29 protein-coding genes are annotated in these 24,877 nt (G+C 58.5%); 22 read left to right on the forward strand and 7 right to left on the reverse strand.

Translation table 11 applies throughout. The annotated features are described in order from the left end of the window. The 5 genes from KBY85_RS06625 to KBY85_RS06645 all read left to right on the forward strand — a co-directional run. The coding region (locus tag KBY85_RS06625; protein WP_254960798.1) for a bifunctional ornithine acetyltransferase/N-acetylglutamate synthase at positions 1 to 138 on the forward strand (138 nt) is incomplete at its 5' end. 275 nt (positions 139 to 413) lie between these two features. Then, positions 414 to 605 carry a ribbon-helix-helix protein, CopG family gene (locus tag KBY85_RS06630; RefSeq protein ID WP_254960744.1) on the forward strand — a complete coding sequence of 64 codons (192 nt, stop codon included), beginning with the start codon at positions 414 to 416 and terminating at the stop codon, positions 603 to 605. Between the two features lies 1 nt (position 606). Continuing rightward, a complete protein-coding gene (locus KBY85_RS06635) occupies positions 607 to 1,077 on the forward strand; it encodes a hypothetical protein (RefSeq protein ID WP_254960745.1) in 471 nt (156 codons plus the stop codon). An 821-nt stretch (positions 1,078 to 1,898) separates the two neighbouring features. After that, positions 1,899 to 2,471: a recombinase family protein gene (locus tag KBY85_RS06640; protein ID WP_254960746.1), complete on the forward strand. Its 573-nt coding sequence runs from the start codon at positions 1,899 to 1,901 to the stop codon at positions 2,469 to 2,471. A 357-nt stretch (positions 2,472 to 2,828) separates the two neighbouring features. Continuing rightward, a complete protein-coding gene (locus KBY85_RS06645) occupies positions 2,829 to 3,437 on the forward strand; it encodes a hypothetical protein (RefSeq protein ID WP_254960747.1) in 609 nt (202 codons plus the stop codon). Positions 3,438 to 3,791: 354 nt separating this feature from the next. Here KBY85_RS06645 and KBY85_RS06650 read toward each other — a convergent pair whose 3' ends face one another. Beyond that, positions 3,792 to 5,093 carry a site-specific integrase gene (locus KBY85_RS06650; RefSeq protein WP_254960748.1) on the reverse strand — a complete coding sequence of 434 codons (1,302 nt, stop codon included), beginning with the start codon at positions 5,091 to 5,093 and terminating at the stop codon, positions 3,792 to 3,794. Positions 5,094 to 5,344: 251 nt separating this feature from the next. Between KBY85_RS06650 and KBY85_RS06655 the strand changes: the two genes are divergently transcribed. Beyond that, the gene (locus KBY85_RS06655; RefSeq protein WP_254941892.1) at positions 5,345 to 5,521 is read left to right on the forward strand and encodes a hypothetical protein; all 177 of its coding nucleotides are present in this window, start codon (positions 5,345 to 5,347) and stop codon (positions 5,519 to 5,521) included. Between the two features lie 88 nt (positions 5,522 to 5,609). On the opposite strand, the gene KBY85_RS06660 is transcribed toward KBY85_RS06655, so the two are convergent. Beyond that, the gene (locus KBY85_RS06660) at positions 5,610 to 5,783 is read right to left on the reverse strand and encodes a hypothetical protein (protein ID WP_254960749.1); all 174 of its coding nucleotides are present in this window, start codon (positions 5,781 to 5,783) and stop codon (positions 5,610 to 5,612) included. A gap of 56 nt (positions 5,784 to 5,839) precedes the next feature. On the opposite strand from KBY85_RS06660, the gene KBY85_RS06665 reads away from it, so the two are divergent. From KBY85_RS06665 to KBY85_RS06675, 3 genes are read left to right on the forward strand one after another with little or no spacing between them, the layout of a single operon-like run. Then, a complete protein-coding gene (locus KBY85_RS06665) occupies positions 5,840 to 6,289 on the forward strand; it encodes a hypothetical protein (RefSeq protein WP_254960750.1) in 450 nt (149 codons plus the stop codon). Beyond that, positions 6,286 to 6,582 (forward strand): hypothetical protein, encoded by a 297-nt coding sequence (locus tag KBY85_RS06670; protein ID WP_254960752.1) that lies wholly within the window; start codon positions 6,286 to 6,288, stop codon positions 6,580 to 6,582. Before KBY85_RS06665 ends, KBY85_RS06670 begins: the two co-directional genes overlap by 4 nt. Next, on the forward strand, positions 6,582 to 8,246 hold the full coding sequence (locus tag KBY85_RS06675) for an AarF/ABC1/UbiB kinase family protein (RefSeq protein WP_254960799.1): 1,665 nt from the start codon (positions 6,582 to 6,584) through the stop codon (positions 8,244 to 8,246). The genes KBY85_RS06670 and KBY85_RS06675 overlap by 1 nt, the downstream gene beginning before the upstream one ends. Here KBY85_RS06675 and KBY85_RS06680 read toward each other — a convergent pair. The 3 genes from KBY85_RS06680 to eno all read right to left on the reverse strand — a co-directional run bounded on the left by KBY85_RS06680 (position 8,203) and on the right by eno (position 11,038). Next, the gene (locus KBY85_RS06680; RefSeq protein ID WP_254960753.1) at positions 8,203 to 8,877 is read right to left on the reverse strand and encodes a GGDEF domain-containing protein; all 675 of its coding nucleotides are present in this window, start codon (positions 8,875 to 8,877) and stop codon (positions 8,203 to 8,205) included. The genes KBY85_RS06675 and KBY85_RS06680 overlap by 44 nt on opposite strands. 40 nt (positions 8,878 to 8,917) lie before the next feature. Further along, a complete protein-coding gene (locus KBY85_RS06685) occupies positions 8,918 to 9,652 on the reverse strand; it encodes a hypothetical protein (RefSeq protein ID WP_254960754.1) in 735 nt (244 codons plus the stop codon). 90 nt (positions 9,653 to 9,742) lie between these two features. Further along, positions 9,743 to 11,038, reverse strand: coding sequence for a phosphopyruvate hydratase (gene eno / locus KBY85_RS06690; protein WP_254932368.1), 1,296 nt, complete (start codon positions 11,036 to 11,038; stop codon positions 9,743 to 9,745). Positions 11,039 to 11,179: 141 nt separating this feature from the next. On the opposite strand from eno, the gene gloA reads away from it, so the two are divergent. The 6 genes from gloA (at position 11,180) to rplA (ending at position 16,709) form a co-directional block, all read left to right on the forward strand. Continuing rightward, positions 11,180 to 11,572, forward strand: a complete 393-nt coding sequence (gene gloA / locus KBY85_RS06695; protein ID WP_254941896.1) for a lactoylglutathione lyase — start codon at positions 11,180 to 11,182, stop codon at positions 11,570 to 11,572. 11 nt (positions 11,573 to 11,583) lie between these two features. Further along, complete coding sequence (locus KBY85_RS06700; RefSeq protein WP_254960755.1) at positions 11,584 to 14,325, forward strand: ATP-dependent Clp protease ATP-binding subunit; 2,742 nt, start codon at positions 11,584 to 11,586, stop codon at positions 14,323 to 14,325. 47 nt (positions 14,326 to 14,372) lie between these two features. Next, entirely contained in the window at positions 14,373 to 14,633 is a 261-nt protein-coding gene (gene secE, locus KBY85_RS06705; protein ID WP_161956167.1) for a preprotein translocase subunit SecE, read from the forward strand. A gap of 179 nt (positions 14,634 to 14,812) precedes the next feature. Further along, entirely contained in the window at positions 14,813 to 15,379 is a 567-nt protein-coding gene (nusG, locus tag KBY85_RS06710; RefSeq protein ID WP_396093237.1) for a transcription termination/antitermination protein NusG, read from the forward strand. A 104-nt stretch (positions 15,380 to 15,483) separates the two neighbouring features. Then, positions 15,484 to 15,909, forward strand: coding sequence for a 50S ribosomal protein L11 (gene rplK, locus KBY85_RS06715; protein WP_254960757.1), 426 nt, complete (start codon positions 15,484 to 15,486; stop codon positions 15,907 to 15,909). A gap of 92 nt (positions 15,910 to 16,001) precedes the next feature. Then, positions 16,002 to 16,709 (forward strand): 50S ribosomal protein L1, encoded by a 708-nt coding sequence (rplA, locus tag KBY85_RS06720; RefSeq protein WP_254960759.1) that lies wholly within the window; start codon positions 16,002 to 16,004, stop codon positions 16,707 to 16,709. On the opposite strand, the gene KBY85_RS06725 is transcribed toward rplA, so the two are convergent. Continuing rightward, a complete protein-coding gene (locus tag KBY85_RS06725) occupies positions 16,693 to 18,165 on the reverse strand; it encodes an ABC transporter permease subunit (RefSeq protein ID WP_254960761.1) in 1,473 nt (490 codons plus the stop codon). The two genes, rplA and KBY85_RS06725, sit on opposite strands and share 17 nt — an antisense overlap. Positions 18,166 to 18,419: 254 nt before the next feature. Here KBY85_RS06725 and rplJ point away from each other — a divergent pair, with 254 nt between their 5' ends. Both rplJ and rplL read left to right on the forward strand, forming a co-directional pair. Beyond that, positions 18,420 to 18,944, forward strand: a complete 525-nt coding sequence (gene rplJ / locus KBY85_RS06730; RefSeq protein WP_106632875.1) for a 50S ribosomal protein L10 — start codon at positions 18,420 to 18,422, stop codon at positions 18,942 to 18,944. A 50-nt stretch (positions 18,945 to 18,994) separates the two neighbouring features. Next, complete coding sequence (rplL, locus tag KBY85_RS06735; RefSeq protein WP_254960763.1) at positions 18,995 to 19,378, forward strand: 50S ribosomal protein L7/L12; 384 nt, start codon at positions 18,995 to 18,997, stop codon at positions 19,376 to 19,378. 282 nt (positions 19,379 to 19,660) lie between these two features. On the opposite strand, the gene KBY85_RS06740 is transcribed toward rplL, so the two are convergent. Beyond that, positions 19,661 to 20,401, reverse strand: a complete 741-nt coding sequence (locus KBY85_RS06740) for a DUF3747 domain-containing protein (protein ID WP_254960764.1) — start codon at positions 20,399 to 20,401, stop codon at positions 19,661 to 19,663. Between the two features lie 72 nt (positions 20,402 to 20,473). Between KBY85_RS06740 and KBY85_RS06745 the strand changes: the two genes are divergently transcribed. From KBY85_RS06745 to KBY85_RS06765, 5 genes are all read left to right on the forward strand, one after another. Continuing rightward, positions 20,474 to 21,256: a ribonuclease H gene (locus tag KBY85_RS06745; protein WP_396121821.1), complete on the forward strand. Its 783-nt coding sequence runs from the start codon at positions 20,474 to 20,476 to the stop codon at positions 21,254 to 21,256. Positions 21,257 to 21,266: 10 nt separating this feature from the next. Next, positions 21,267 to 22,466 carry a quinone-dependent dihydroorotate dehydrogenase gene (locus tag KBY85_RS06750; protein WP_254960767.1) on the forward strand — a complete coding sequence of 400 codons (1,200 nt, stop codon included), beginning with the start codon at positions 21,267 to 21,269 and terminating at the stop codon, positions 22,464 to 22,466. 103 nt (positions 22,467 to 22,569) lie between these two features. After that, on the forward strand, positions 22,570 to 23,385 hold the full coding sequence (locus tag KBY85_RS06755; protein WP_254960768.1) for a hypothetical protein: 816 nt from the start codon (positions 22,570 to 22,572) through the stop codon (positions 23,383 to 23,385). Continuing rightward, the gene (locus KBY85_RS06760) at positions 23,382 to 24,098 is read left to right on the forward strand and encodes a PilN domain-containing protein (protein WP_254960769.1); all 717 of its coding nucleotides are present in this window, start codon (positions 23,382 to 23,384) and stop codon (positions 24,096 to 24,098) included. The genes KBY85_RS06755 and KBY85_RS06760 overlap by 4 nt, the downstream gene beginning before the upstream one ends. Then, positions 24,098 to 24,829: a hypothetical protein gene (locus tag KBY85_RS06765; RefSeq protein ID WP_254960770.1), complete on the forward strand. Its 732-nt coding sequence runs from the start codon at positions 24,098 to 24,100 to the stop codon at positions 24,827 to 24,829. The genes KBY85_RS06760 and KBY85_RS06765 overlap by 1 nt, the downstream gene beginning before the upstream one ends. Positions 24,830 to 24,877 lie beyond the last annotated feature (48 nt).

Here is a 24,877-nt window from a genome sequence, read left to right on the forward strand (position 1 = left end):
GCCGCCGCCAGCACCTATCTGCAGAGCGACACGGTGATTATTCGCCTGGTGGTGGGCGATGGCGCCGGCACAGGTGTCGCCTGGGGCTGCGACCTTTCGGCTCAATATGTCCGCATTAACGCCGATTACACGACGTAAGGAAAAACGCAGTCATAGCAATGCTTTTAAGCAGTATTTTTTCCATGTGTCACTAGTGTGTCACTCATTGCACTCTGTTCGATCCGGCGATTGAGGTGAATTTATTGAGGGATGCGTCGCAGATGGTGTCATTGCATGGTAGTGGAATAAAGTAAGTTCACGTTCTCTCTTGTAAAAAGACCATTTTGGGGATCCGAAAAATCACTCGCTTCTGATAGCACAAAATTCCCGTATTTAACGGTGCCTCAGTTCCATCCCTCACCGCTTATCTGCAAATGGAATCAGAGAATACAGAAATAGTTACGCTCAAACTCAATACTCCACTGCTGGAAACCATTGATAAAATCCGTGAAGAATGGGGAATACTCAGTCGAGCAGATTTTATAGAACGCATACTTCAAGAAGTTTTTATACCAGGCGAATCCATGATCCCAGCAACTGATCCTAATAATCCCAAAGATTTATAGAATGAAACTCATATTAGTCGTCCTTGAATCAAAACATGAGATGTATAAAGTTGCATTCCTGATCGTGGTAGTAATTTCACTAATATCATTGATAATTCCACCACCATTAAGGTCAGAGATTTACAAAGACAAGGAAGACTGCCTGCAAAAGAACTCTAATGGCAACGACAAGGCAATGGTCAACCTTTTGTGCGACAGTATTGTTCATGAACCTACCAAAGAAGAGAAAAATAAAATGAAAGAACTAGAATTCAAGAGGGATAAACAAAGAGAAGATTCATACAATGATGCTATACAACAAAGATGGTCAGAGAAGGAAAAAGAAAGAGAGAAAGATCCGACATTTATCAGGCAACAACAAGAAAAAGAAAAAATAGAATGGTGTAGATTAGAAAAAGAGAAACTCCCTGCGGAAGCACGTCATAGTTATCAATTGCTAAGTTCTAGATGCTGGGGTCTGCAATTGTATTAACATGAGAAAAATAGTATATCATCTTTTCCAATGATAAAAATCAAACAAAGTAAAAAAATAATAACCAAAACCATTTTCTGCATGTTAATAGCAATTCCTCTGCAGACAGAATCGCAGATAATGCCATTGCAGGTCAGTACATGCGAACCCAATCCTTATAGAAAAGACAATGGGAATACATCAAGTCCATATGACAATACTGCTTATTATAGATGCTTGTCTATTGCTGACGAATACATGTCAAATCAAACAAATATCCAAAATCGAACAATATGCGAATACACGAAAGTAGTGTATTACGATACAGGGATTAGGTCGTGGACTAGTCAAGAGATGTCCAAAACATGCAAAATAAAATACTACGGACTAAAACAAGAGAAGGATGCCATCATTCCAGAAGGATGGCATCCTCCTCTGCTAACAAGATAGATTTATATCCTAAGAGATCAATTATTAGCAGCAAATCCAGATTTTATCCATATTCATTCCGGGTGCTTCGGCGTAATACTCACAACGCATGAAATCAGGGTTCATAATTGCCTTTACATAGCGACACTGCTGAGCACCTGCAGCAGGAGACATAAGGATTGGAGCAACTACAGCAGAGACCCCAATTAAGAATTTTTTCACAGGAGTATGTATGAACTCCCTTCAACTCTACTGCATTAAGACCTCTAATTCAACATGGTGTAGTACCTGCGACCCCGTATGAAAACCCAACGGTTGAGCGAACACCCATAGAGCACTGCCACAAGGGCATTTGAACCGTCCATAAACCATGTTCATGTGCTAGTATTGGAAAGAGGGTTGGTTAATGGACAATGCCAAAGTCGGTCGGTTACGCACGTGTCTCCACTTCCCATCAGGCGACCGACACGCAGGTGTCGGCATTGAAGGATGCAGGGTGCTCCAACGTCTTCAACGAGGTCATCAGCAGTAGAACGCCTGTAGAGCACCGTCATCAATTGCAGGCGTGTCTGGCGGTGCTGGAACCCGAAGACGAACTCATTGTGACCAAGTTGGACAGGTTGGGCAGGACTCAGGTGGAAGTAATCAACCGCCTTCACGACCTACAGGTTCAGGGCATCCACATCAGGACGTTGGATGGTCTCATCAGCACCAAAGCACTTGGCAAGATGGCACCGCTGGTCATTGGACTGCTTACTGGTCTGGCAGAGGTGGAGCGTGAACTGACTCGGGAACGCACCAGAGAGAGTGTTGAGCACCGTAAGCGTATTGGGGGCAATCTTGGCGGACGCCCTTCGCTACCAAAGGTTAAAAAAGATCATATTCTTCGGTTGAGGCAGGAAGGTAATTCAATTCGTTCTATTGCCGAATTAACAGGTGTGAGTGCATCGGCAGTCCATAAGTTTTGCAAGGAAGCGGAAATGTGATGGAAATCATGTTTTCACTATCAAATCAATTATTTCTACTGCTCGTAAAGGTCTTTAAAAATAGGTATTGACGATCTATCTCTTCCGTGCTACAATATAAAAACAGCAAATTAAACTCAAGGGAACGCATCTAAGGTTGTTTTCTATTGAGTTGAAGATTTCTCGCCATGCTAAAGATAGGGTTAAAATCATAATCCTTATAAATAGTGGGTGTACCAATTAGATGCCGAACAGTTTAATTCTCTTGGATAGTAGAAAAACAAGTAAGCATTTTTAAATCTTTATGCACTGAGATTTGTCTCAGTTGCTTTGCGGTGCCCAGATAAACATAAAGTTTAATTCATTGCCAGTATTAAGATGCCTAATAGAGAGAAAGATGCAACACTTAATTTTGTAACTAACCAGATAGATTGTGGATTTGATCCTAAATTTATGGTTACTTACCATTATAAGCACCCCTCTGAATTTGGATGGAGAGTGGTTGAGAATGTTGACTCCACTAGTAGCAGGTGGGGATTTAAGAGTGCGAAATCATTATGGAGCGAGGTTCCATCCTATAATTACTATGTTAAAAGACGTGGATGCGAGGATTGTATAATTCAAGATGCATCACAAGTTAAGAACGTGATTCTTAAATACTTCTGGGGAATTAAAAGACCTAACCAAACATGGAAATGCAAATATCCACCCATGTTGTTCTTCCATGAAATGGGCAAGACTAAACTCCAGTATCATACGCATCTTCTTCTTCCTGAACTGCCTAATAAATTCAATTCAAAAGATATTTTGGAGGATGAATGGAATGGATATGTCAAAAGGAGTAGAAAATGTTTCTCCAGATGGAAGAAAGTTCATGTGAAGGAGATTTCCAATCCTTATCTTATTGCAAACTATCTGGTCAAAGAGGCATCCAAGCATCAGCATTCATTGGATTATCAAAACTCACTATTCATAAACGAGGTATAAATGAAGAACCAGCAAATTACAATTACTTTTCCTAAAAGAGATATACGCTATAAAGAAGAACTGCAGAGAATGAAGAAAGATGACAGCATCAATGTATCAGCATTTATTGTCTCTGCTATTAAAAGCGAACTGGGGTCTCTATGAACCAAAAAACAAAACAGCAAGTGCGTGAGATTAGAAACAAGATTATTAATCAAGTTGAACGCCGTCCACAGTATGATTCAGATGATGAGGTGATTACTCATGCTGTTCAACAATTCTACGAAGATTTAAAGCAAAGGCGAATTCTCAAGTGAAAACTGTTTGGTACCATTGACCTCCAGAGGTGACAGATTGAGAGAGAAATATTTCGTCCTAAATTTTTTGGGGCAGGTATTGAGCAAGCATTTCGTCAGCAGTCATCTTTCTTGTTCTTTTTATAGGGTTTAGTTCTTCGGTAAGTTCTTCAGTCTCGTGGTGATAGTAGTGGTCTTGTATATATTTTGTCCCCGTATCCATGTTGGAAGCGAGCAACTGAAGTGGAACCTTGTTTGCAAGTGATACGGTTGCGTATGTGTGTCGCAATGAATAGTATGAAAAACGCCTGCCTGATTCTTCTTCTAACCCGCTTCTTTTGATGATTTCATTCCAGCAATCTGCCCATATGCGAGATGAAAAGGTCTTGCCATCATTTTGATTGCAGAAAAGTAGGTCGCTTGGTGAGTTGAAGCGGGATATTCTTTTCAGATGCTCAACAATGAGTGCTATTTCGCAGTTGCATTCATACTGCTTGCCCGTCTTGTTGTTTTCTGATGGGATCGTGATAATTCGGAAGATCTTTTGTTGTTTGGGATTATCCTTTGGGTTGACACGAATATCCCGCCATCTGATTTTCCTTACTGCTCCAACCCGAATCCCACTGTTAAGCATTAACTCAATCGCACAAGCAATCATTTGCCTGTGAAGACCTGCTGTTTTTCTTAAAGTCTTTTCTTCTTTCCATTCGTTTATGGTTCCTATGAGAACTCTCAGTTCTTCATGCCTAAAGTGATTTCTTCTGTGCTCATCTTCGGATGGTGGAATCGTGATTTTAGGAATATCTGGTGCATTGCTGATAACTCGCTTGTCTTTAATTGCTATATCTTGAATGATTGATTTGAACGTGGATAACTCAGTTTTGATGGTTGTCTTTGTTTTGGGTACTTTCCCGCCGTAACCATCTTTTCGCCACTGCTCATATTCCTTGAAAGCACTTCGCTTCAAGTGGTCAACCCTAGTATCTTTCCCTAAAAAGTTATTTAATTTTTCGCACCTATTTTTTAGTATCCGATAGGTCTCTGGTGTTATGCCCGCATGAGGAACGCTACTTATGTCTAATTTCTTTTTAGCAAGAAATATATTAGTCATTTCAGCAACTGTTAATGTCTGAAGTGATTCTTCGTTTTGAATCTTTGCTCGGATATTGATGTATTCTCTCTGTGCTAGTGATTGGGCAATCAGAAAATCTTTGGTTCTAAGCGATTTCCTGATTCTGAATCCTTCCCTGCCTTCTGAGTCCCAATAATAGAATTGCCAGTATTTTGATTCGGTGCCACCACGCTGATAGATATAACAGTTTTCAGTGTCAAATATCTTCGTCTTGTTTAGAACAAGTGTTCCGTCCTCTTTTCTGGACACGGTATCGGTGTGTCAGTTCTGTGTTTGACGGTAGGCAGTCACAGGGTCTGTGTCAATGGTGTGTCACCATGTCACGTGGTTAAACCCAGTTGTGGCAGGCATTTTGAAGAATGTAGTATATTAACGCCGATTACACGACCTAATTATCTGAAGGCAAACCAAACGAGTCTTCAGCTGATCTCTGTTGGAATTCCTACAGTGATTAGAGTTCCAACGGTGATTAAGGGTCTTGGTCGAGGAGAGCAGCAGCGATGAGCAACCCCCTATGGATGCTTGTGCCCTGGGCGGTTTTTGCAATCGCGGCAGGAATCAAGTTTTGGCGCTTGACCAGCCTGTTTCGCAGGCACCTAATCGGCGCCCCGTCCGGCACCGAGCAGTTCAGGAGCTCCCTTGAGAGAGCCTGGGCTAAGGACCAGCAGGCCGCCTGACAGAGCTCCGCCTGGGCCGTTACAAATTGTGATATATTTGGGTTTGGTCATCGAGCGGTCCTGGACGGGTCCGCTTTTTTATTGGCTTTTATTTGTTGATAGCTCTCCAAATCCACCAAATAACCAGCCCCAGTAGCGCCCATGGCAGCAGCGCTCTAAATACAACCGCCACCAGCAACACCACCAGCAACGACACCGCAGTGCGCTTTGTCAAATCCTTCGCCTCGTCGCTCATGAAGCGCCAGCGGGGAATCAGGGCCATCTGTTCTTAGGCGGGGACTCGCCCCAGCAAAGCCCCTCCCCCTAGATTTGGCACCTATGGCTCAAGTGGCTTCGGTTTCAGCAGCTCCGCCATCCCAGCCACGCCCCCGCTGGCAGGTGCCATTGCTGGTGGGCTTTTGCTTTGGCCTCGGTTATGGCGTCACCCAGCGGCTGCTTGCTCTGCAGCTGCCTTCCTTGGTGCGCCTTGGTCAGGCCTTTGAGGTGCGGCCCTTCCCGGGCACCTCGCTGGAGAGCCTGCGGCTGCGGTTTGGCGCTGAAAACCAGGACATCCGCGGTGACGCGGATCTTTTGCAGTTAGAGCAGCAACCCGATACAGCGGCTCCCGCCGCCAGCGAAGCTGAGCCGCCCCAGGAGTTGCCCTCGCCCGCGGCTGAACCGGAAGCCCAGGCTGTCCCCGCTGACGCGCCAAGCCTGGATGCCCCGCCGCCTCCAGATTTGCCTGGCGCTGATCTGCCACAGTCCACCCCTGCTGCCAGGCCCCAATGAGTGCGCCGCAATCGCTTGTCCAAGCTGCCTTGCAGCGCTTGGGGGCTCGCTTAGGCAGCGGCCTCGTTGATGCGGCCGCCAATCTGGCTCTGCTGGCCCAGGACGCTCCGGAGCGGCTGCGTCAGGAGTTTCAGCTTTTCTGGGACGAAGTGGAAGCAGAAGCTGCCCGGATCGAGAGGGACGACGAGCCGGAGGTAGCCATCACGGCGCCTGCTGTGGATATTCAGGATCAAATCGATGCCCTGCGCGCCCGGGTGGCGGCCATGGCTCGCCGACTGGACCAGGATTCGTGATCCTGCGTAGGCCGCTGCGCATCTGGTGGTTGGCCCTGGCCCTGCTGCTCGGTCTGTGGTGGGACGGCCAGGCCTGGAGCTATGTCGGTGGTGTCACCCCAGAGCGGCAGCGGAGCCGTCAGCGGCGCCGGGCCCGCTGGCTCACCCAGGCATTCCTGGGGCTTGGCTCAGCCTTTATCAAGCTGGGCCAATTGCTTTCGGCCCGTCCCGACGTGCTGCCCGCTGAACTGGTGGAGGAGCTAGCCACCCTGCAGGACCGGGTTCCCGCCTTCCCCTTTGCGGTGGTGCAAGACCTGCTGGAGCAGGAGTTGGGTGAGCGCTGCGCCGAGATCATTGACCTGGAGAGCGAGCCGCTGGGTTCGGCCAGCCTGGCCCAAGTGCACCGCGCCAGCCTGCGCAGCGGCCGTCAGGTGGTGTTCAAGGTGCAGCGCCCTGGCTTGGAGCGCACCTTCCGGCTCGACCTTGAGGTGATGCAACAAGTTGCCGCGGCGGTGCAGCGCCATCCCCGCTGGGGCCGCGGCCGCGACTGGATCGGCATTGCCCAGGAGTGCCGGCGGGTGTTGCTCAGAGAGCTCGACTTCCGGCTGGAGGCCGAGCACGCGGCCCGCTTCCGCCAGCAGTTTCTAGACGATCCCGGCATCCGCATTCCAGCCGTGGTGTGGGAATTGAGTTCCCGCCGGGTGCTTTGCCTCGACTATGTGCCCGGCATCAAGATCACCGATCGCCAGGCCCTGATCGAGGCTGGAATCGTGCCCGCCGCCGTAGCGGAAAAGGGCGCCGCCAGCTACCTGCAGCAGCTGGTGCGGTTTGGCTTTTTCCACGCCGATCCCCACCCCGGCAACCTGGCCGTTGCCGCCGATGGGGCCCTCATCTACTACGACTTCGGCATGATGGGACAGCTCTCCAGCCGCCTGCGGGGCCGCCTGGGCAGCATGGTGCGTGCAGCAGCTGGCCGAGACGCAGCTGGTTTGGTCAAGGAGCTGCAGCAGGCGGGTGTGATTGCACCTGGCGTTGATCCGGGCCCGGTGCGGCGCCTGGTGAGGGTGATGCTGGAAGAGGCGCTGACGCCTCCTTTTTCCGCCAATGTGCTTGAGCGCCTGTCGGGCGACTTATACGACCTGGTTTACGGACAGCCCTTCAGGTTGCCCCCAGAGCTGATCTTTGTGATGCGGGCCCTCTCCACCTTTGAGGGGGTCGGCCGCAGCCTCGATAGCGGCTTTAGTTTGGTGGCGATTGCCCGCCCCTACCTACTTCCCCTAATGACTTCAAGCGGTGGCAGTGGTTCTGGTGTTGGCGGTAGTGCAAACGACCTCTTCAATGAAATCTCGCGCCAGGCGGCAGAGGTGGGCAGCCGCGCCTTGGGTATTCCCAAACGATTAGACGACAGCCTGGCGCGCATCGAGCAGGGCGACCTGCAGGTGCAGATTCGCGCCGGCGAAACGGATCGCCTGCTCCGGCGCTTGGCCCTGGCCCAGCAGGCTGCGGGTCAGTCGATGCTGCTAGCTGGTTTGGCAGTTGCAGCGGCCCTGCTGGCGGTCAGTGCTCGACCGGCCTTAGTAATCATTCCCCTGCTGGCCAGCCTGCCTGTGGGGCTCAGCTGGGTCAAGCTGCAGGGCCGGCTTAAGCGCGATGGCCGGATTGATCAATTGCCCGGCGTGGGTTGAGCTTTTTGCTGGTTTGGGGCTTGTAGGTGTACATCGCCTCATCAGCTTTTGCCCAGGTTTGCTCCAGAGTGGTTCGCGGTTCACTCATCGCTGCACCGATCGAGGCTTGAACACCGCAGGCTTGCAGGGCCTCCCGCAGGCGATCCACCAGTTCATCCAAGCCGGAGGCGCTGGGGTTGAACACCATCAGCGCGAACTCGTCGCCGCCAACGCGGGCCAGTAAATCCGTGCCGCGCATTTGGGCGCCCAGCTGGCTGGCTGCGATCTTCTGCACCTGGTCTCCCATCTGATGGCCCTGCTCATCATTGATTTGCTTGAAGCCGTTTAGATCAACCACCACCAGCCCGTACTGATAGCCGTGTCGCTGGCGGCGGCTCTCTTCAAGATTGAGGCTCTCATCCCAGGCGCGGCGGTTGGCGATGCGGGTGAGCCCATCGGTGCGGCTCTCGCGCAGCAGGGCTCCATTGAGCCGGCGTAGCCGGATCTCCGAATTGCGACTCACCAGCACCAATGAGATGGTGGCCAGTGAACCCATCAGAAAAACCAGGGCCGTGGCGCGCCAGGAGGTCCAGTTGAGCCGGTTGTGGTCAATGCTCACCTGGGTGCTGACCAGCTGGTTGGCAAAGGGCACGATGCGCAGCCCTACCAGTTTTTGGTCTTCTGGCTCTAGCTCAAGCTTGGGCAGTGCCCGGCGCTTGCAGGCTTGGGTCCTGATCGTGGCCGCTGATCGCCAGCATGCTGGCCGAAAGATTTACCAGGGAGAAGGCTGCTTTTTGCTTGCCCCGTATGTTCCATGGACCGTAGATAAAGGCTGTCCAACCACTGGAGCGGCCCGGTATTGGATAGGCCCGCACCGCCATAGGGGCAAGGTTGTAGCCCAATCCATTGCAGTGGGGCTGATTTAAGTCGGCCCTGAGCTCAGGGGAGGCGCCGCTTAGGGCGGTGCGTACTGATCGAGCCTGGGGATCGTTGCGGGGATCTAGAGGTAAACGGCGCAGGATGGCCAGGCTTTCCTGTTGGGAGATGCTGCTGGTATGAAAATCCTCAAGATCCCAGTTGCCGAGGCTGATTACGCCGATGGTCGCGTTGGGATCGGGATCGGTGCGCTCACCCTCTGGTTCCCCGTTTTGCACATCGCTGCGAGCCAGGGAAAGGGCTGTGAGCGAGCGGGCAATGGCGGTGCATTTGGCCGAGGCCAGGTGACTCACCTCCGAGGCCCCAACCGACTCCAAAGGCTCGTGCAGGAGCTGGTAGGTGAATACGGACGCTCCACCTGTGACAACTATGCCGATAGCGCCGAGCAAGGCGGAGAGGCGCGTTAAGCCCTTTGCGTTGAACTCTGGGCTTTTTGCTGTGAATTCAGACGCCACCAATTTGGTGGGAGGGTCTTGGGAGGCGGGTGCCAACAGCGCCTCCGGGCCCTAAGTGTTCAGGAAACTTTAATGGCTGACCCTTGCTTTTTATTTATCGTCCTCCAACGGGGGAGATATAAATACTTAGGCTTTGCCGCGGGGGCCCCGGTCTTCAGCGCCGGCGTAGATCGCCTGGCTGCCGAGTTCGTCCTCAATCCGGAGCAGTTGGTTGTATTTAGCCACCCGATCGGAGCGACTGAGGGATCCGGTTTTGATCTGGCCGGCGCGGGTGGCTACGGCGAGGTCGGCGATGGTGGTGTCTTCGGTTTCGCCGGAGCGGTGGCTGATGACACTGGTGTAGCCAGCCCGGCCGGCTAGATCGATCGCCTGCAGGGTTTCGGTGAGCGAGCCGATCTGATTCACTTTGATCAAAATTGAATTGGCGACACCAAGATCGATGCCCCGCTGTAGCCGGGCGGTGTTGGTCACAAACAGGTCGTCGCCCACCAGCTGCACCGTTTTGCCAAGGCGCTCGGTGAGTAGGGCCCAACCATCCCAGTCGTCTTCGGCGATGCCGTCTTCAATTGAAACGATCGGGAACCGGCTGGCCAGCTGGGCTAACTGGTCCACCATCTCGGCGCTGCTGTAGCTGCCGCCGCCGAAGTTGTAGCGGCCATCTTTGAAAAACTCGGTACTGGCCACATCCAGAGCTAGGGAGATCTGGTCGCCGGGCCGATAGCCGGCCTTCTCGATTGCTTGCATCAGCAGTTCGCCGGCGGCGTCATTGCTGGCCAGGTCGGGAGCGAAGCCGCCCTCATCGCCAACGGCGGTTGAGAGGCCCTGGCTGCTCAGCAAACCCTTGAGGGTGTGGAACACCTCCGCGCCCATGCGCAGGGCTTCGCGGAAGCTGCTGGCGCCATGGGGCACCAACATGAATTCCTGAAAATCCATGTTGTTGGAGGCGTGGGCGCCGCCGTTGATCACATTCATCAGCGGCACCGGCAACAGGTTGGCCAGCGGGCCGCCTAGGTAGCGGTAGAGGGGCAGGCCGACGCCGTTGGCGGCTGCCCGGGCGGTGGCCAGGCTCACGGCCAACACGGCGTTGGCACCGAGGCTGGACTTGTTGTCACTGCCGTCGAGTTCGGCCATGGCACCGTCCACGGCGCTTTGGTCAAGGGCGCTCAGGCCACAAAGGGCCGGGGCGATTCGCTCTTCGATGTTGTTGACGGCTTGGGTGACGCCCTTGCCGAAGTAACGGCTGCCGCCATCTCGCAGCTCATGGGCCTCATGGGCACCGGTGCTAGCGCCACTCGGCACAATCGCCCGGCCGCTGGCGCCTCCCTCCAGCAGCACCTCGGCCTCCACCGTGGGTGTGCCGCGGGAATCCAACACCTCCCGTGCCACCACGGTGTCAATAACAAGGTCGAGGGAATCGATCACGTTGAAGTGCCATTGGCGCTCTCTGTCGAGATCCTATGGGTCACCCCCACCCATCCATTTGTGCTGATGGGTACCGCCCTTGGGGTTGCTCGCCACAATGGAATTTGTTGTGCCCAGGTTGATGCCTGGCCTGATCCGCTGATGCGCATGCTGCACACCATGCTCCGGGTTGGCGATCTGGAGCGCTCCCTCACCTTTTATACGGAAGTGTTGGGGATGCGGATGCTGCGCCGCAAGGACTATCCCTCAGGCCGTTTCACCCTCGCCTTTGTGGGTTACGGCGAGGAGCGGGACACCACCGTGCTGGAGCTAACTCACAACTGGGACACCAGTCATTACGACCTTGGTGCGGGCTATGGCCACATCGCCCTAGGAGTGGAGGACATCCAGTCGGTTTGCGATGCAATCCGGGCTAAGGGCGGCAAGGTGGTGCGCGAACCCGGTCCGATGAAGCACGGCAACACGGTGATCGCCTTTGTGGAAGATCCTGATGGCTACAAGGTGGAACTAATCCAGCTCTCCTCCCGCGGCTGACCGCTAAGCCCATGCCCCCAAGCCTCACCAGCGAACCAGATCGCTTCAGCGAAGACGCCTGGGAGTTGCTCTTGGCCTCCCAGGACACGGCTCGCCGTTGGCGCCATGGCGCCATGGATGTGGAGCACCTGCTGCAGACCCTGCTGCTGGAGAGACGTTTCGGGCGCTGGCTGGATCCCCTGCCGCTTGAGCCCGATCGCCTGCTCGATCAGCTCGAGAGTTTCTGCGTCGACCAACCCGGCAGCGCCGGCGGTGAGCTGTACATCGGCGATGCCCTTGAGGATCTGCTCGAGGATGGGGACCGCAGCCGGGCCGCCTGGGGGGACTCTCTTTTAGACGTATCCCACCTGCTGGTCGCTTTGGTGCGCGATCCCCGGATCGGGGCGTCGTTGCTGGCGGCTGAGGGGCTCAGCGAAGACTTGCTGCAACGCCAGTTTCGGCCTGGCTCCCCTGCCAGCCCAGCCCCACCGGCTCCTGCTCCTCCGCAGGCGCCAGCCCCCCCCCCCGACGCTTGGATCGACGCGGGCCCGTCTCCGCTAGCGCCGGTGGCTGCCGCCCCATTGGCCGTCGCCCCACAGGCTGCCACCCCACTGGAGCAGGAGCCGCCCGAGCCCAGCGCCCTGGAGCGCTACGGCCGGGATCTCACTGCGGCGGCCCGGGCCGGCGAACTCGACCCGGTGATCGGCCGCGACTTGGAGATGCGACGCCTGATTCAGGTGCTCTCACGCCGCAGCAAGAACAACCCGGTGCTGATTGGGGAGCCCGGCGTCGGCAAGACCGCCGTGGCTGAGCTGCTGGCCCAGCGCATCGTGGCCGGCGAAGTGCCCGACTCGCTCCAGGGTCTGCGGCTGGTGGCCCTGGATTTGGGCGCCTTGATCGCAGGGGCCAAGTTTCGCGGCCAGTTTGAGGAGCGCCTGCGGGCCGTGCTTAAGGAGGTGCACGACGCCGATGCCGTTCCTGGGGCAGCCGGGGTAGTGCTGTTTATCGACGAGCTGCACACGGTGGTGAGCGGCGATCGCTCCAACGCCGACGCCGGCAGCGTGCTCAAGCCAGCCCTGGCTCAGGGCTATCTGCGCTGCATCGGCGCCACCACCGCCGAGGACTACCGCCGCAGCATCGAGAAGGATCCTGGCCTGGAGCGCCGCTTCCAGCAGGTGCTGATCAAGGAGCCAGGCCTCGACACCAGTGTGGAAATTCTGCGGGGCCTAAAGGAGCGCTACGAGTTGCACCACGGCGTGGCCATCACCGACCAGGCTTTGGTGGCGGCAACTCGCCTGGCCGACCGCTACATCACCGATCGTTGTTTGCCCGATTCGGCCATTGATCTGGTGGATGAGGCCGCCGCCCAGTTGCGCATGGAGGTCACCTCCAAGCCCCAGCTGGTGGAAGCTGCCGAGGCCGAGCTGCGCCGGGTGGAGCTGGCCCTGCTCTCGGCTGAGGCGGCGCCGCTGGAGGAGCGGCTGCAGTTGCAGGAGCAGCGCCGCCGCGCCACCGAGACCTTGCAGGCACTGCAGCAGCGCTGGCAGGCGGAGCGGGAGCGGCTGGCGGAGCTGCGGGAGCTGTTGCAGCAAGACGAAGACCTACGCCACGCCATCACCGAGGCCGAGCGGGAGGGTGACTATGAGGAAGCAGCCCGGTTGCAGCACGACCAGCTCAATGGCTTGCAGCAGCGCCGCGAAACTCTTGAGGCCGAACTGAAGGGGGAGACGATCCTGCGTGAACAGGTGGAGGAGGGCGACATCGCCGATGTGGTGGCCCGCTGGACCGGCATTCCGGTGCAGCGCCTGCTGGCGGGGGAGCGCCAGAAATTGCTGGAGCTGGAGCAACTCCTGGGCGAGCGGGTGGTTGGCCAGCTAGAGGCGGTGGCGGCGGTGGCCGCGGCGATCCGCCGCGCTAGGGCCGGTATGCAGTCGCCAACGCGGCCGGTGGGTTCGTTTTTATTTCTGGGCCCCACCGGCGTGGGCAAAACCGAGCTCGCCAAGGCTCTGGCGGCGGCGCTTTTCGACGAGGACGACGCCCTGGTGCGCCTCGACATGAGCGAATTCATGGAGCGCAACGCCGTGGCCCGGCTGGTGGGGGCACCCCCTGGCTATGTGGGCTACGAGGAGGGCGGCCAGCTCACCGAGGCGGTGCGGCGCCGGCCCTACGCGGTGCTGTTGCTTGATGAGGTGGAGAAGGCCCACCCGGAGGTGTTCAATTTGCTGCTGCAGGTGCTCGACGACGGCCGCCTCACCGATTCCCAGGGCCGCACTGTGGACTTCCGCCACACGGTGGTGATCATGACCAGCAACCTGGCCAGCCGCGCCATCCTCGACAGTGCAAAGGCGGCACGGGAGGCGGGCGTGGAGCCTGACCAGCAGGCCTGGCGCGATCAGCAGACCTGGCTCGACCAGCAAATAGACCAGGCATTAGCCAGCCAGTTTCGGCCGGAATTCCTTAACCGCATTGACGAGGTGATCCGCTTCCGCCCCCTTGGTCCAGCCGACCTGCAGCGCATCGTGCGCCTGCAACTGGCCGAGCTGGCCCGGCTGCTGGCTGAGCAGCACCTGGAGCTGGAGGTGCCGGAGCCGGTGGTGCAGGCCCTGGCTGAGCAGGGTTACGAGCCCGAATACGGCGCCCGGCCCCTGCGGCGTGTGCTGCGGCGCCAGCTGGAAAATCCCCTGGCCACCGAGCTGCTGGCCGAGCGCTTCAGTGGCGCACGGGGCGTGCGTGTTGAGCCGGGCAATCCCTTGACCTTTGTGCCCCTCGGCTAGGGTGTTCGTTTGCCGGTACGCGCGGACGCCCCCGTGCGCGAGCGCCAGTGGACCCAACCCCCCAAACTCCCGACTCCAAAGAGGCAGAACCCAGCCCCGATGCGTCCATCTCGCCTGCCGCAGCCTCGGCGGTGCCTGATGGCTTTGCTGCCGCCACCCTGGCGGAACTACGCAAAGTCGTTTGGCCCAGCCGTCAGCAGCTGTTCAGCGAATCGGTGGCCGTGATCTTGATGGTGAGTCTCTCGGCGGCAGCGATCGCCGCCATCGATCGTTTTTATGGCTGGGGGGCCAATCAGGTGTTCCGTTGAGCCGATCCGTAGTCGATCCCCCGTCCGTTGATCCCGTTTCTTTCCTGAGCCCCGTGTCCGAGTCCCTGACCGACAGCCAAATCGAAGCCACTGAGCTTGCGGCAGAAGAGCTCGAGCTTGCGGCAGAAGAGCTCGAGCTGGTGCCCCAAGTGCTGGAAGCGCCGGCGCCGGTTGAAAAGATGCAGGTGGCCCGCTGGTATGCGGTGCAGGTGGCCTCCAGCTGCGAGAAGAAGGTGAAGGCCACGCTCGAGCAGCGGGCCGTCACCTTGGGCGTCGACAACCGGATCCTTGAGATCGAGATCCCCCAGACCCCGGGGATGAAGCTGAAGAAGGATGGCTCGCGCCAGAGCACGGAGGAAAAGGTGTTCCCCGGCTACGTGCTGGTGCGAATGGTGCTCGACGAAGACACCATGATGGCCGTGCGCAGCACCCCCAACGTGATCAATTTCGTGGGGGCAGAGGAGCGGCGCGCAACGGCCAAGGCCCGCGGCCACATCAAGCCCCGGCCGCTCAGCCGCACGGAAGTGGATCGCATCTTTAAGCGAGCCGCAGAAAAGAAGGCAGTCGTCAAGGTGGATCTCGCCGAAGGCGATCAGATCCTGGTCACGGCTGGTCCTTTCAAGGATTTCCAGGGCGAGGTGATCGAGGTTTCCGGCGAGCGCAACAAGCTCAAGGCCCTGCTCTCGATCTTTGGCCGGGAAACCCCGGTGGAGCTCGAGTTTTCCCAGATCAGCAAGCAGAGCTAGGTTTCGGCCCCGCTCAGCGGCCGTCTCCCTGCGGAGGGCGGCCGTTTTAGTTCACATCCCCGGCGATGGGGGTGATCCGCAGATTCGCCCCGTAGCCTTAGACGATGGCCAAGAAAGTCGTTGCCGTTATCAAGCTGGCCCTCCAGGCCGGCAAAGCCAACCCCGCGCCGCCGGTGGGCCCTGCCCTCGGTCAGCACGGCGTCAACATCATGGCGTTCTGCAAGGAGTACAACGCTCGGACGCAGGAGAAGGCTGGATATGTGATCCCGGTTGAAATTTCGGTCTTTGAAGACCGCAGCTTCACCTTCATCACCAAGACCCCTCCCGCTTCCGTGCTGATCTCGAAAGCAGCCGGTATCGAGAAGGGTGCCGCCACCTCTGCCAAGGGTTCGGTGGGTGCCATCAGCCGCGCCCAGCTCGAGGAGATCGCCAAGACCAAGCTGCCCGACCTCAACTGCACCAGCGCTGAATCGGCCATGCGCATCATCGAAGGCACCGCCCGCAACATGGGCGTCGCCGTTAACGATTAATTCCATCCCTTATCCGGGGGAGATCCAGGCAGCCTTGATCAGTTCATCTGCTCAACAGCCACGCCCTGAATCGCCCGTACCCCATTCCCACCATGCCGAAAATCTCCAAGCGCTTTTTAGCGATCAGCGCCAAGGTCGAAGACCGCAGCTACAGCCCCCTCGAGGCCATTGAGCTGGTTCAGACCAACGCCAACGCCAAGTTTGACGAAACCCTGGAGGCCCACGTGCGTCTCGGGATCGATCCCAAGTACACCGACCAGCAGCTGCGCACCACCGTGGCCCTGCCCCACGGCACCGGCCAGGCGATCCGCATTGCCGTGATCGCCCGCGGTGAAGCCGTGGCCGCCGCCAAGGCTGCCGGCGCCGACCTCGCTGGTGACGACGATCTGGTGGATCAGATCGCCAAAGGCGAGATGAACTTCGACCTGCTGATCGCCACCCCGGACATGATGCCCAAGGTGGCCAAGCTGGGCCGGGTGCTCGGTCCCCGCGGCCTGATGCCCAACCCCAAGGCAGGCACCGTCACCACCGATCTGGCTGGCGCCATCAACGAGTTCAAGGCCGGCAAACTTGAGTTCCGCGCCGACCGCAGTGGCATCGTGCACGTGCGCTTTGGCAAGGCCAGCTTCACTCCAGTCAACTTGCTCGAGAACCTCAAGGCCCTGCAGGAGACCATCGATCGCAATAGGCCCAGCGGTGCCAAAGGCCGCTATTGGAGGAGCCTCTATGTGACCTCCACCATGGGCCCCTCGGTGGAAGTTGACTTCTCGGCCCTGCAGGACCTCAAGCAGGAAGGCTGAGTCGCCGCTCCAGCTGCTTGAACAGCAGCGAGGCCGTGGTGGTCATCACTAGGTAAACCAAGGCCACCGCTAGGTAAACCTCAAACGCCCGGTAGCTGGTGGCCACCACCAGCTGCCCTTGGCGGAAAAGTTCGTCGAAGCCGATCACCGCCGCCAGGCTGGTGTCCTTAATCAGCGTGATGAACTCATTGGCTAAGGAGGGCAGCACCCGCTGCAGGGCCTGGGGCAAGATCACTAGCTGCAGCGCCTTTAGGGGCTTGAGCCCCAGGGCCCTTGAGGCCTCCCATTGGCCCCGGTCAATGGAAATAATTCCTGCTCGTAGGGTTTCCGCCAGGTAGGCAGCGCCGTTTAGCCCTAGGGCGAGCACTGCGGCAGAGAAGCGATCTAGTTGCAGCTCTAGTCCCAGTTGGCGGGCTAGGGCAGGCACGCCGAAGTAGATCACGAACAGCTGCACCAAAATTGGCGTGCCGCGAAAGAAGTCGACGTAGATGCGGCAGCAGCGCTGCAAAACTGTGTTGGCCCCCAGTAGCCCCGCAGCTACCAGGCCAGCTCCGATCAGGCCTAGGCCGAAGGAGCAGAGGGTTAGCGCCAGGGTCACGCCCGCACCGCGGATCAAATTGCGCAGCAACTGCACCCCGTCAAGTCCGGCGCTATCGCTGCGGCTATCGAGAGCAGGGGCTCGCTGGGGTAGAGCTGGCGGGCTCTGCCCAAACCAACGCTCATAGATCCGGGCGTAGCTGCCATCGGCCAGTACCTGGCCCAGCCCCTTGTTTACTGCTTCGCGCAGGCCAGAGCCCTTGGGGAAGGCGATGCCGTAGAAGTCGCTAGTGAGGGGCTTGCCGGCGATCTCGATGCCATCGAGGCCAGCGGTTTCGATCGCGTAAAGGGTGGCAGGCAGGTCATTTACGTAGGCCTCCACGTGGCCGTTCAGAAGCTCCTGCAGGGCAAGAGGACCTGAATCAAAGGTGCTGAGCTTGGCTCCCGGCACGGCTGCCATGGCCTTTGCACCGGTGGAACCGATCTGAACGGCGATCGTGCGCCCTTCTAGATCTTTGAGGTTGGCGATGCCCCGGGTGCCTCGCCGCACAACTATGCCCAAGCCAGCGGCAAAATAGGGGCGCGAAAAGTCGACGGTTTCGGCCCGCTCTGCGGTGATCGTCATGGCGCTGATGGCCAGGTCGAGGTTGCCCGCCTGCAGGGCAGGTATCAGGCCATCGAAGGGCAGAGCTGTGAGCTTGAGCCGCTGGCCAGTGCGCTTGGCGATCGCTTCGATCAGTTCGATATCGAAGCCCCGCAGCTCGCCGCTGGCCCCATCAGTCATGCCGAAGGGGGCATAGGTGGGATCGGTACCTACGGTCCAGGTGGGGGCCGCTCCAGCTGGAATCGCCAGGCCGACCACCAAGGCCATCACCAAGCTGAGCAGCAGCTTGGCGCCGCGGCGGCGAGAGGCAGGCATGGCTGAGCTCGGGTGTGGGCGGTGTGTAGTGTGGGCCACTGGCTTTGTCCAGAAGGGCACGCGCCCTACCCCAGACAGCAGGTGGATTTCGGTCCGTAAGTCCTGCCGAGGTGATCGCGACAGGTTTGGCACCAAGAAGGATTCGTCCGGAAGGGTTGTGGAGCGTGCAGCGGCCTCGAGTTGACCTTTCCCTTGGGAAAAGTCAGCGTCCCGGGCTGCGTTCCCGGCTTGTTCCCCTGATCCGTTCCTTTCCTATGGGCCGCACGCTGGAGAGCAAGCAACAGATCGTCGATGAGCTCAAGGGGCTCCTCGGCGAGGCCGAAATGGCGCTTGTCCTTGATTTCAAGGGCTTGTCCATCAAGGAGATGTCTGATCTGCGGATTCGTCTGCAGGCCAGCAAGGGGGTGTGCAAGGTGACCAAAAACACCTTGATGCGCCGCGCCATTGATGGAAATACCGCCTGGGCGAATCTCGATTCTCTGCTCACCGGCTCCAACGCTTTCGTCCTTGTTAAGGGCGATGTGGGTGGTGCGGTGAAGGCCGTGCAGTCCTTTCAGAAGGACACGAAGAAGTCTGAGGTGAAGGGTGGCCTTTTCGAAGGCAAACTCCTCTCCGAAAAAGACATCAAGGCCATCGGAGATCTGCCCTCCAAGGAGGTGCTCATGGCCCAGATCGCTGGTGCGATCAACGCCGTGGCTACCAAGTTGGCCGTGGGTATCAACGAGGTTCCGTCCGGTCTTGCCCGGGCGCTCAAACAGCACGCCGAAGGCGAAAGCTGAGCTCCCCCGATCCGACTGTTCACAAACAGATCTGTTGCTGATTCTCAACCATGTCCGCTACAACCGACCAAATTCTCGAGTCACTGAAGACTCTTTCCCTGCTTGAAGCTTCCGAGCTCGTCAAGCAGATTGAAGAGGCTTTTGGTGTATCCGCCGCCGCTTCCGCGGGCGTCATGATGGCCGCAGCTCCCGCTGCTGCCGCTGAAGCCGTCGAGGAGCAGACCGAATTCGACGTCATGCTCGACAGCTTTGACGCCGCTGCCAAGATCAAGGTCCTCAAGGCCGTCCGCGAAGTCACCGGCCTCGGCCTAGGCGAAGCCAAGGCCCTGGTGGAAAGCGCTCCCTGCGCCATCAAGGAAGGCATCGCCAAAGGCGAAGCCGAATCCATCAAAAAAGCTGTGGAAGAAGTTGGCGGCAAGGTTTCGATCAAGTGATCGCTGGGGCCCTGCGGGGCCCTATCACCTTTCTGCCAACGTCTTTCGTTGCCATCAGACCGGTCCCTCCAGGGCCGGTTTTTTGATGCAGTAACAAACAAAAAGATCTGACCAATAAAAAAGCCCCGCCGAAGGCAGGGCTCTGAGTTGGAACGATTCTGGGAGTCTGTCCTCGTTTCGACCCCGGAAGAGCGTTCCCACTCCTCACACCCCAGAAACTTAATGGCAGGCTTTGGGATCGGCTAGTTGGACTGGGACTCTCCGGCAACTGGCACCTGGGCTTCAATCGCGGAAGGGGATCACTGGCAAGCGAATAGGGCCCTGGCCTGTCCCCTGGGCCAGCAGGCTCGGGGGGGCAACCGGCGGACGCAGGCCAAGCTGGGCTCCAGGCCTGGCTGGGGGTTGGGAGGTGCCGCTGGCTGCGGCTAGTAGCTGGGGCAGGGGTGCGGCGTTGGCGAAGTACAGGTGATTCAGGGTCTGCTCGCCAAAGCTGCGGCGTTGCAGGTCCCAGCCGGCTTCGAGCTTCAGGGCTACAAACCCATCTCGATCCCGCAGGGGCACCTTGGCGCGGGCAACCACCAGGGTGGTGGGATAGCTGGGGGTGCTGGCCTGCAGTTGCAGTTCGTTGCCGCTCTGGCGCAGCTGCAGCCGGTAGCGACTGGCCAGATCCTGATCGCCGATGCGCAGGGAGTAGCCGTTGCTGTCGAGATAGCGGCTGCAGATGCCGGTGAAGTTGAAGCGGTTGAGGGCCGGGTCGATCAGGCCGTCGGGGCGCTCCTCCCAGCAGCGGGGCTGGGGTTGGATCTGCTCAAGCACCAGCAGGTTCCAGTCGTTACGCCCCAGGGGCCGCGCCAGCACGGCGAAGCGGCTGGCATCGAGCGGCCGGCTATTGAACAGGTTGGCGGCCTCTGCCCAGGGGGTGAGGGCGGCCAGGGCCGCACCTGTCAGCAGGGCGTTGCGCCAGGGACGGTAGGTTCGGCGCTCTGCCTGGCTCCTGGTCAGGCCCGGTTTGGATGGGTCCATGGCGGGGCGCAGCAAGCGGGCAGATGGGTTCTCTAGCGAATTTTCGGGGGTTGTCCAGTGGCGGCTAAGCCGGTGAAAGTGGTGGCTGCGGCATGTGATGGTGCTTGCAGTGGCAATCCGGGCCCCGGCGGCTGGGGGGCCTTGCTGCGCTTCGAGGATGGCTCGGTGCATGAGATGGGCGGCGCCGATCGGGCCACCACCAACAACCGCATGGAGCTCACCGCAGCCCTGGCTTTGCTGGAGGCCATCAAGGAGCTGCCCCGTCCGGACCAGCTCAGCATCCGCACCGATAGCCGCTACCTGATCGATGGTTTCAGCAAGTGGATCCAGGGCTGGAAGCGCAAGGGCTGGCGCACGGCCTCCGGCGGAGCGGTGCTCAATCGGGATCTATGGGAGCAGCTGGACCAGGCCCGGCTTGAGGGGGTGTCCCTGGTGCACGTCAAGGGTCACAGCGGTGATCCAGACAACGACCGCTGTGATGCGATCGCCGTGGCCTTTTCCAAGGGTCAGATGCCGGCCATGGCGGCTGGCGAGGTGATCGCCACTGCCCGGATCGAAGCCGATGTTCCTGCCGATATTCCCAGCGCTAAAACCGCCGCCCCTGGCCCAGGGATTGCCGACCCGGCGCCTGCTGCCATGCAACAGCTGCTGAGCCGCTGTGAGCTGGCCGATCGCTTCGCTGGCCAGGGCTACGGCCTCAGCTTGGTGGAGCTGGCCCAGCTGGTGGAGCAGCCCTTGCAGCAACTGGAGCGCCGCAGTGGCCCCTGGCGCTGGCGCGACTGGCAGGTGTTACCCCTGGAGGGAGGGCGCTGGCGTTTGCAACGGGACGAGGGAGGATTGGGCGCGCGGGAGTAGGCGGCGGCTGATGGTGGATTCAGGCTCATCGAGCAGGGCTGGCACAGGGACGGTTCGCACCAGTACAGACGCCTTATATGGGCGACTGGTGGGTCCGCTGCTGGGCCGTGATGACGGCGCTGACGCCGAGCAGCTCAGCCAGCTCACCCTAACGGCCCTGGCCCAGGCGTCTTTGCGGCGCCAGTGGCCCTTGGTGAGTGGTGCCCTGGCAGGCCTGGGCGCTGAGCTGCAGCGCCCCGATCCACGGCTGGAGCAAACCCTGTTTGGCTGCCGCTTCTCTAACCCGGTGGGCCTGGCGGCTGGATTTGACAAAAACGGTGTAGCAGCAGGGATCTGGCATTTGTTTGGTTTTGGCTTTGCCGAGCTGGGCACGGTCACCTGGCATGGCCAGCCGGGTAATCCCAAGCCGCGGCTGTTTCGTTTGGCTGCCGAGCGGGCGGCGCTCAACCGCATGGGCTTCAACAACGGCGGCGCCCAGGTGTTGCGCCGCACCCTGGAGCGTCAGCAGCTGCCGGCACCGGGCCAGCGCCCGGCGGTGCTGGGCATCAACCTGGGCAAATCCAAGATCACCTCCCTGGAGCTGGCCCCCGACGACTACGCCTCCTCCCTGGAGCTCCTCGCCCCCCTGGCCGACTATGCGGTGATCAATGTGAGCTCGCCCAACACGCCGGGTCTGCGGGAGTTGCAGGAGGAAACCCTGTTGCGGCGCCTGGTTGAGCGCCTGCGGCGCTTGCCGGCCTGCCCGCCCCTGCTGGTGAAGATCGCGCCGGATCTGGAGGACGACGCCATTGATGCCATTGCCCGCATGGCCTATGAGGAGGGGCTGGCCGGCGTAATCGCCGTGAACACCAGCCTGCATCGCCTTGGCCTGGAGCAGCGGCGCCTGGTGCAGACTGGCCGCACATTGGCCGAGGAGGCCGGCGGTCTCAGCGGAGTGCCCCTACGGGGCAGGGCCCTTGAAGTGCTGCGTCGGCTGCGGGCCACGGCGGGTCCAGCCTTGCCCCTGATTGGCGTCGGCGGGATCGATTCGGCCGAGAGCGCCTGGGAGCGGATCACTGCGGGGGCCTCGCTGGTGCAGCTCTATACCGGCTGGATCTACGGCGGGCCGGCGCTGGTGCCGCAGATTTTGGAAGGTCTGGCGTCCCAGCTGGATCGCCATGGCCTGAGCCATATCAGCGCAGCCGTGGGCACAAGTCTGGCCTGGCGCTGAATGTTCGGTAAGTTGTTATAGCGAATGGGTTTGCACCTTGGTACTGGCGGGACTCCAAAATATTTGGCAGCCCCTCCGTGCCCAGCTATTTCCGAAACTGGTGATGGTGGATTTGTCCGAGCACTTGGTGCTTGGCCAGTCCGTTAAACGGGGCCAGCCAGTTGAGCCAGTCTGGTCAGCGCCGATACCGGCGCGCACCTGCCGTAATGGGGTGCCCCAGCTCGCGGATGCGGTGGGCGACTTCATCGGTGATCTGCTGCTCGAGCACGGTGGGATTGATTCCCAGCTGGTGGTGTCCCTGCCCCGCCAGGCGGCCCATTGGCGGGTGGTCGAATGGGCTAGCGCGCAGCATCCCGTGGATTCGATCGATGAGCTACGCGATCTGAACCCTGATCTGCGGCTGCCGTTTGCGTTGGATGACGCTTACGTCGATGTGCAGCCCCTACCTGGAAATACTGCCAGCTCCCTGGTGGTGGCCGCAGCTCGCTCGGTGGTGGAGGCCTGGGTGGAGGTGTTTGCAATAGCTGGCGGCACCCTGCAACATCTGCTGCCGGCTCAGGTGTGCTTGATGGGAGCGCTCAGCGATGAACTAACAGCTACACCTGCCTCCACCCTGGTAGCCCTGTTGCAGCCGCTTGATGAGCAGATCGTCCTAACCCTCTGGCGCCAGGGCGTGCCTGAATTTGAGCGGCTGCTGCCTGGGGCTATGCCGGAGTTGTTACCGGCCCTGCAGCAGAGCCTGGATTTTTATCGCAGCAACCATGCACCCAAAGCACCCGTGAGGCTGCTGCTCGCCGAATCAATGCCGGATCTGGAAGGCTTGGAACAGGCCCTAGAACTGGAGTCCGAGCTGCTTGAGCGTGACGGCTTTGGATCCCTTGTGCTGCAAGGACTTGCCGGCTTGGAGTTGGCCCAATGAGCTCCCCATCGATGGCCTCCCAGTTTGATCTGCTGCGTGAAAAACGCCAGGAGCTGAATCTGCCCGAGCCAGCTGAGGCCTCCATCCAGGGGCGCCGCTGGCTTGTCCAAGGTGTGGTGATTGGTGCGGCCCTGGTTGGCGTTTCCCTTGGCGTGGCGGTATTGGTGTTTTTGAGAGCCTTGATGGTGAGCTCGGCGATCGAGGGCCTAGGCACCGTGGAAGCAGAGGTGCAGTTGTTTGAAACCCAGCTGAGCGCCAGCAGAACCAAGCTCAATGGGGTGGCAAAGGCCAATCAGGATTTGGTTAAGGGCTTGCTGTCAGTGCGATCCGGTTCAGCGGTGCTGCGCGATCTGCAAATGAGGGTGCCTGCGGGAATCCAGCTCACCAGTGCTGCTGAAGAAGGCACTGGCTATCGCCTCAAGGGGCTGTCACGTGATCCCCAGGCTTTTGCACGTATCAATGCCCTGCAGCTGCAGCTGAAGCGTTCGCCTTTGCTTGATCCCAATGCGATCACTTTGGTGAAGGCCTCCCGCGAAGCGGGTGCAGCCAGCACACCTCAGGCTCAAGCAGTAGTAGCACCGGTCAATTTTGAGATCCAGGTAAACTTCCGCCCACCGATTAGTCCGTTAGCGGAAAAACAAATCCTCACCCAGCTGGGCTCCGAGGGTTTGGTGCGACGCCTCGATCTGCTCCAAAAGGAGGGTCTGCTCTGATGACTAATCTTCAAGATGTTGCTAGCCCTAATGCCACCAAGTTACAGCAGCGCTTGCTGTTGGGTGTGCCGATTGGTATTGGTGCGGTTGTTACTGCTTTGATTGTTGGCTTTTGGGTAGCACCTCAATGGATGCGCCTCCAATCCGATAGTGAACGCTTGGCCCAGCTTGAGGAACTCAAGAGCCGCATCCCCCTGCTGAGATCCCAGATTGCCAAAACCGCCGAGGCCCAAAGCGCGGCGGAGCGTAAGCAGCTCCAGGTGCTGCAATTAATTCAGGGTAGTGGTGAATTTTCTACCTTCCTTGCCCAGTTTGATGCGGAAGCTGCGCGCCACGGAGTGCAGCTCGATCTCTATGAGCCAGTGGCGGCGCCAGCACCTGTGCCCGCTTCAGAAGCGAAGAAGGGTGAACAGGCTCCGCCACCGCCAGCTTCTCCTATGGAAGCGGCTGGGCTGAAGGAGCAGAAGGTGTTGCTCACTGCTCGCGGTAGTTATCCAAGCCTGCTGGCCTTTATGAGAGCCACTGAAAAGCTGAGTGTGCTTGTGAGCCAGAGCAATTTGTCTTTGGCTGTGGTAGATCCAGCTAAAGCTGGGGCTCAGCTTGCCCCTCCGGCCGGGACTGCTGTTCCAGGTGTTGGCCGAGTAGCGGTGAAAACTGAGCTGAAGTTGATGCTGACTTATTATAAATCTGCAGGTGCTCTCGCGCCTGCATCAGTGGCGGGCAAGAACTAGCCAAGCCTTCAATTAATTGGCTACAGCGACTGGCCATCATGAAATATT

The organism is Cyanobium sp. BA5m-10 (assembly GCF_024346255.1).
Taxonomy (GTDB): domain Bacteria; phylum Cyanobacteriota; class Cyanobacteriia; order PCC-6307; family Cyanobiaceae; genus Cyanobium_A; species Cyanobium_A usitatum.